The organism is Kitasatospora sp. MBT63, from assembly GCF_000710465.2.
Taxonomy (GTDB): Bacteria; Actinomycetota; Actinomycetes; order Streptomycetales; family Streptomycetaceae; genus Kitasatospora.
On the sequence record NZ_JAIZ01000724.1, the window covers coordinates 351 to 6,135 of the forward strand.

Here is a 5,785-nt window from a genome sequence, read left to right on the forward strand (position 1 = left end):
CGCGTCGTCGGCCTTGGCGTCGGCGGGCATCAGCAGCTGCCAGCCGGGCTGGATCGGCCGGTCCTCATCGAACCGGATGCCGGAACCGTCCATCACCCGGCCGTTGTTGAGCTTGGCGATCTCCTGCCAGCGGTCACCCGAGCCGAGTTGGCGCTCGGCGATCGACCAGAGGCTGTCGGCCGGGCGGGAGTCCCGCACCGTGTAGCCGGGCTGCGGGTCGGCCGCGGGTGCCGCGGCCGGGGCGGCGGTCAGCTGGGCGTACTGCGGGGCGGCGGCGAGCTGCGCCGGGGCGGCCTGGACGTGGACCGGCGCGGCGGCGAACGCCGAACCCGCCACCGGGAGCAGCGCCAGCACCGATCCGACCAGCCCGGCGGCCAGCCGCTGGCTCCAGCCCAGCGCGGGGATCCGCCGGGCGACCCGGCCGCGCAGCTGCGCGGGGATCTCCAGCAGCACCGACCCGGCGAAGCAGAGCCAGGCCACCCAGCCGACCACGACCAGCGCCCACAGGAACAGCCGGCCGTCGTCCGGGGTGGTGAGCGCGGTACCGACACCGCCCTGGACCGGATCCCCCATGCCGGCCACCGCGAGGGTGCCGTACAGCAGGACGGCGGGCAGGACGCCCAGCAGGCCGAGCAGGGCGATCAGCGCGCCGAACGCGCCGAGCACCGAGCCCGCGGTGCGGCGGCGGGCCGGCCGGATCCGGACCGGCTGCCGGCCACCGGGGCCGGCCGGGGCGGAACCGGGCCGCCGGGCGTGGTGGTTGGCTCGTCGCGCGGCCATCAGCCGTTCTCCGCTTCCGTGACGCCGTGCACCAGGACGGCCTTGCCGGTCCCGTGCACCGCGAGCGTGTCGATGTTGATCAGACTGAGCAGCTTGGTGTCGTACTGCGACTCGATGCGCACCGTGACGGTCCTGGCGTCGGGGAACTCCACGTGCGCCGTCAGGTGCAGGTCCGGCAGGTCCTTCGGCCGGTACGTCTGCAGGTAGGAGTCGGCGGCGGCCTCGGCCTCCGCCTGGAGCACCCGGTAGCCGCGCCCCTCCAGCAGGGCCCGCTGGTCGAGTTGCTGGCCCGCCGCCCGGGCGGCCTCCTGGGCGAGCGCGTCGGTCTGCTCCATGGCGCGCAGCCGGCCGCCGAGGTCGAGCACGATGCCGAGCAGGATGACCAGGGCCGCGGCCGTGATCGCCACGAAGACGGAGACCGCCCCCCGGTCGTCCCCCCGCCGCCGGAGCCGGCCGACCGCCCGGCGGACGGTGCGCCGTACGGCGGTGCCCTCGGCCCCCGGACGGATCGTCCGAGTGGTCCGCAAACTCATCCGTATCCCCCCTACCCCGCTCAGTTGCCGCGGTACCGGTCGATCACCGAGGTGAACTCTCCGGTGATGGTCGTCTTCCCCGGCGCGCCGTGGAAATTCATCAGGTCCCCCAGCGGGACGGCGCAACTGACCTTCGCCGTCACGGTCCTGACGTCCCCGGTGCCGGTGTGGAGCGTGCCGTACCCGAGCAGGTGGTCGCGGTCCACGGTGCACCTCACCTGCTGCTGGTCCAGCACCGCGGCCGCCGCCTCGGCGGCGGCCGTCCTCGCCCCCTCGTCGTCGCGGGAGAGCGAGGCCGCCCGGGCGGCGGCCCGCGCGGCCGCGTCCACCACCCCACCCGTGGTCTGCACCCGGCCGGCCGCGACCACGAACACCACGAAGGCCACCAGGACCGGGGCGAGCAGCGCGACCTCGACGGCCACGCTGCCCCGGTCACCACCCCGGCGGCGGAGGTGCCCCCGCCACCGGCCGTACCGTCGGTCGCTACCCGTCCGGGGCGGTGCGATCACGGAGTGCCTCCCGGCGCAGTGAAGCGTTCCCGGGGCGCACGGGCGGTGCGGACGATGGTGCGGCCGTCGACGAACGGCAGCACCGACTGGGTGCGGACCTCCACCACGTACTCCACCGAGTCGGCGTCGGAGCCGTCGTGGGAGACCCGCACCGGCCGGGCCAGGTTGTCGAAACGACCGAGGAACTCGCCGACCCGCGCGTCCCCGTCCGCCAGCGTGGCCCCACGGACCCGGCCCGCCTCCACCCCTTCGCGCGCGGCGGCGACGGCGGCCTGGCTGGCGTACCACCAGAGCGAGGCCTGCACCACCATCAGCACGATGAACAGCACGGTGGGGAAGAGGATGGCCAGGGAGATGGTGACCGCGCCCCGGTCGGACGGACGGAGCACGCGCGGGCCGAGGATCACTGTGCGGCGCTCGGGATGTCCGTCGGGATGGTGTTCTTGGCCTTGGTCGCCAGGGTCTTGACGGCCAGCAGCACGCCGCCCGCGATGGCGACCATCACGATGACGGCGAGCGCGAGTTCGATGCTGATCGCGCCGCGGTCGCCGGCCGCCCGGGCGGCGCGCAGCCGGCCGAGACGGTGGTGCAGCACGGGCGCGCCGAGCCGGACGGGCAGCAGGACCTGCAGCAGCAGGAAGGCGAGGAGGAGTCTGATCCGGGTCATGGTGTGGTCTCCAGGACGGGGCGGGGGCGGGGGACGGGCGTCAACTCGCTTGGAGCATCTGGTACAGCGCGGGGAAGACGATCAGCACCGTCATGAGCAGGGTGAGCGCCGTGCCGGGCGCCACCATCCGCTCGCTGTCGGTGTTGGCCTGGGCCAGTTCGGCGGCCAGCAGTTCGCTGCGCAGGCCCTCGGCCCGGGCCCGCAGGGTGTCGTACACGGCGGCGCCGTCGGTGCCGGAGATCCGCATGATGTCGGCAACGTCCTGCAGTGCGGTCAGGCCGAGTTCGGTGGAGAGCGCGTCCAGGCCGTCCCAGGGCGGCAGCCGGTCGGTGGCGGCGCGCTCCAGGGCGTCCCGGATCCGCCGGAAGACCGCGCCCCGGCCGACCGCGGCGGCCCGCCGCAGCGCCTCCGCCGGGCCGCTGTCGGCGGCGCGTTCCAGGGCGACCAGTTCCAGGAAGGCCGCGATGCCGTGCAGGTACTCGGTCCTGGCCTCCTTGGCCTCGCCGCTGACCACGCCGTCGGGGACGAACCAGAGCAGCGCGGCCAGCAGCGGACCGGCCACCAGCGGTACGGTGACCGGCAGTTCGAGGTCGGCCAGGGCGGCCATCGCCGAGAGGTAGCCCGGCAGGACCAGCCCGAGCAGGGCGAACAGCAGCTTGTGCGCCATGAACCGGGCCGGGGTGCGGCCGATCAGCGACAGCTGCTGGTGCGGGATCCGGACCCCGCTGCGGCCGAGCGAGCTCTCCCCGATCCGGTCGTACCAGACGGCGCGGGCGGGCGCGTCCTGCGGACGCGGGTCGGGCCGGCGGTGCAGCCGGTCGAGGGCCTGGCCGAGGTCGGGCGGGGCGGGGCGCAGCTCCGCCGCGAGCAGGGCGACGCCGCCCGCGGCGGCGGCGCCGGCCACGATGGCCCAGGGCGAGATCACCGGACCTCCTTGAGCGGGTGGTCGCCGGCCGGTTCCGGTTCGGCGGCGGTCTGCGGGCCGTCGGCCGGGCGGCCGGCCTTGCTGCGGCGGTCGGGCTCCAGGATCCGGGGCAGCGGGGTGTGCGCGGCCAGCGAACGCATCCAGGCGATCACGGCGACGAAGGCGAGGGCGACCACCGCGAGCACGGCCTGGCCGAGCGCGGTGCCGTACGGCCGGGTGTACTCGGCGTTGAAGCTGCCGGCCACCACGACCAGCAGGATGATGCCGACCAGCCAGCGGATGGTGGTGCGGTGCTTGGCCCGGTCGGCCTCGATCGCCCGGCGCTGGCGGACCTCCTCGCGGACCGAGGCGGCCATGTCGGCCAGTGCGCGGGCGAGGCCGGGACCGCTGTCCCCGGCCCGAAGCAGCAGTGCGGCGAGCACCTTGTCGGCGGTGGCGTCGGCCAGTTGGTCGCCGAAGGCGCGCAGCGCGTCCTCGGGACGCCAGCGGGCCTGCAGCCGGGCGGACAGGTCGGAGATCTCGCTCTCCAGGGCGGCCGGGGCGGTCCGCCGGCTGGTCACGATGGCCTGGTTGAGGCCGACGCCGAGCAGCAGGACGTCGGCGAGCCGCTGGGTCCACTCGGCCAGCGCCTCCAGCCGCTCGATCCGGCGGGTGTCGGAGCGGGTCGCGCCGAACAGCCAGGGCAGTCCGAAGACCGCGGCCACCACCAGGACCGCCACCAGCGGGATCCCGGTGTACAGCCAGGCGAGCGGCGCCGCGGCGAGCGCCGCCGCGACCTGGATCCGGCGCAGCCTGGCCACCCGGGGCGCGGCCGCACCGGGGGCGCCGTACCAGAACACGTGGACCCGGCCGGCCAGCGGGTTGGGCTCGGCGGGCTCGCTCGGCGCGCTGCCGCGCAGCCCGGCCACCAGGGCGACCAGGCCGACGGCGACCAGCAGTCCGCACAGGACGTACAGCAGCATCAGCGCAGCCCTCCGATCCGCAGCGCCAGCGGGGCCGGCCAGCTGCCGTACGCGGACTGCAGCAGGCCCGCGTCGAAGCCGACCCGGCGCAGGTCGTCCAGGCAGTTGGGCGGGGTGTGCGGCACGGCCCGGGGCTCGCCGAGGTCGGGGCGCGGGCCGAAGACGGTGTTCATCGCGGGGCGGCCGGACTCGCCGAGGCCGGTGACCTCCAGCACGTGCGAGACGAACCGGTGCCGGCGGCCGCCGACCGCGGTCTCGTCGACCATCGCGACGTGCACGATGAAGTCGACCGCGTTGGCGGTCAGCCGGTAGGCGAGGGTGTCGGTCATGTGCGCGCCGTACTCCAGGCAGAGTTCGGCGATCCGGTCGACGACCATCTGCGGGCCGCGGGCGTGCAGGGTGCACATCGAGCCGCCCTCGCCGTTGGTCATCACCCGCAGCATCGGGACCACCTCGGCGGAGCGGACCTCGCCGACGATGATCCGCGAGAGCGTCATCCGCAGCGCGGCCGGGATCAGTTCACCGATCGTCAGCTCGCCGGCCGCGCGGCCGTCGACCCGCTCGCCGTTGCCCTCCCGGGCCTCCATCGGGACCACCTGGCGCAGGTGGCCGAGGGTGTGCAGCCACAGCTCGAACTCCGACTCCAGGGTGCCGACCCGTTCGTCCGGCGGGATCTCGGCGGCCATCGCGCGCAGCAGGCTGGTCTTGCCGACGCCCTGGGTGCCGGTGATCACCACGTTCTTCCGGGCCCGGATCGCGGAGGCCAGGAACGCCGCCAGGGTCTGGTCCACGGTGCCGAGCGCCACCAGGTCGGCCAGGCTCGCGGAGGCGACCCGGTGCCGGCGGATCGCCACGTACGGCCGCGGGGTGACCTCGGTGAGCGCCTGCAGGCGCATGCCGCCCTCCAGCCGCAGCGCCAGGGTCGGGCTGGCGGTGGAGAGGCTGCGCTCGCCGCCGCCGTGCTGGCGGGCCAGGTCCTGGAGCAGTTCGACCAGTTCCTCGTCGGTGTCGGCCACCGGCGGGACCTGCCGCAGCGGCTGGTGGACCTTGGAGATCCAGACGTCGTCGCAGCCGTTGATCAGGATGTTCTCGATGTCGGGGTCGTCCAGGTACGGCTGCAGCCGGCCGGCCCGGAACAGCAGGTCGAACACGGCCTCGGCGAGCGCCCGGTCCTGCTCCCGGGTGGGCGGGATGCCGTGGGTCTGCGCGTACGCGTCCGACCAGCGGGCCACCGCCTCCTCGATCAGCGCGCGGCCGCGCTGGCGGCGGGTGGCGCGGTCGACCTCCGTGTCCGAGCCGTCGTTCAGCCGGGAGAGCTGCTGGTGCAGCTCGGCCGCGACCTGGCGCTTCAACTCCCGCGCCACCTGCGGGTCGACGGCCGGCCGGGTGCCGGCCGTCGGCGCCCCGGC

Annotated in this window: 8 protein-coding genes; all 8 read right to left on the bottom strand. The window is 75.3% G+C overall.

Annotated features, from left to right (window positions below; genetic code table 11):
• Positions 1-780 (bottom strand): LysM peptidoglycan-binding domain-containing protein (locus AA75_RS50290; protein WP_033824944.1); only part of this gene is annotated, 780 nt, incomplete at its 3' end.
• The gene (locus AA75_RS37710; protein ID WP_149038614.1) at positions 780-1,313 is read right to left on the bottom strand and encodes a hypothetical protein; all 534 of its coding nucleotides are present in this window, start codon (positions 1,311-1,313) and stop codon (positions 780-782) included. The genes AA75_RS50290 and AA75_RS37710, both read right to left, overlap by 1 nt.
• A 20-nt stretch (positions 1,314-1,333) precedes the next feature.
• A complete protein-coding gene (locus tag AA75_RS50295; protein WP_033824945.1) occupies positions 1,334-1,735 on the bottom strand; it encodes a TadE/TadG family type IV pilus assembly protein in 402 nt (133 codons plus the stop codon).
• Between the two features lie 83 nt (positions 1,736-1,818).
• The gene (locus tag AA75_RS37720) at positions 1,819-2,211 is read right to left on the bottom strand and encodes a TadE/TadG family type IV pilus assembly protein (RefSeq protein WP_158515636.1); all 393 of its coding nucleotides are present in this window, start codon (positions 2,209-2,211) and stop codon (positions 1,819-1,821) included.
• Positions 2,212-2,225: 14 nt separating this feature from the next.
• Positions 2,226-2,489: a hypothetical protein gene (locus AA75_RS37725; protein ID WP_033824946.1), complete on the bottom strand. Its 264-nt coding sequence runs from the start codon at positions 2,487-2,489 to the stop codon at positions 2,226-2,228.
• Positions 2,490-2,529: 40 nt separating this feature from the next.
• Positions 2,530-3,414, bottom strand: a complete 885-nt coding sequence (locus AA75_RS37730; protein WP_033824947.1) for a type II secretion system F family protein — start codon at positions 3,412-3,414, stop codon at positions 2,530-2,532.
• On the bottom strand, positions 3,411-4,376 hold the full coding sequence (locus tag AA75_RS37735; RefSeq protein WP_033824948.1) for a type II secretion system F family protein: 966 nt from the start codon (positions 4,374-4,376) through the stop codon (positions 3,411-3,413). Before AA75_RS37735 ends, AA75_RS37730 begins: the two co-directional genes overlap by 4 nt.
• The coding region (locus AA75_RS37740) for a CpaF family protein (RefSeq protein WP_033824949.1) at positions 4,376-5,785 on the bottom strand (1,410 nt) is incomplete at its 5' end. The genes AA75_RS37740 and AA75_RS37735, both read right to left, overlap by 1 nt.

Excerpts from the sequence above, each read along its gene's own strand:
- AA75_RS37710 (WP_149038614.1), bottom strand. The coding sequence starts at position 1,313 with ATGAGTTTGCGGACCACTCGGACGATCCGTCCGGGGGCCGAGGGCACC.
- AA75_RS37725 (WP_033824946.1), bottom strand. The coding sequence starts at position 2,489 with ATGACCCGGATCAGACTCCTCCTCGCCTTCCTGCTGCTGCAGGTCCTG.
- AA75_RS37735 (WP_033824948.1), bottom strand. The coding sequence starts at position 4,376 with ATGCTGCTGTACGTCCTGTGCGGACTGCTGGTCGCCGTCGGCCTGGTC.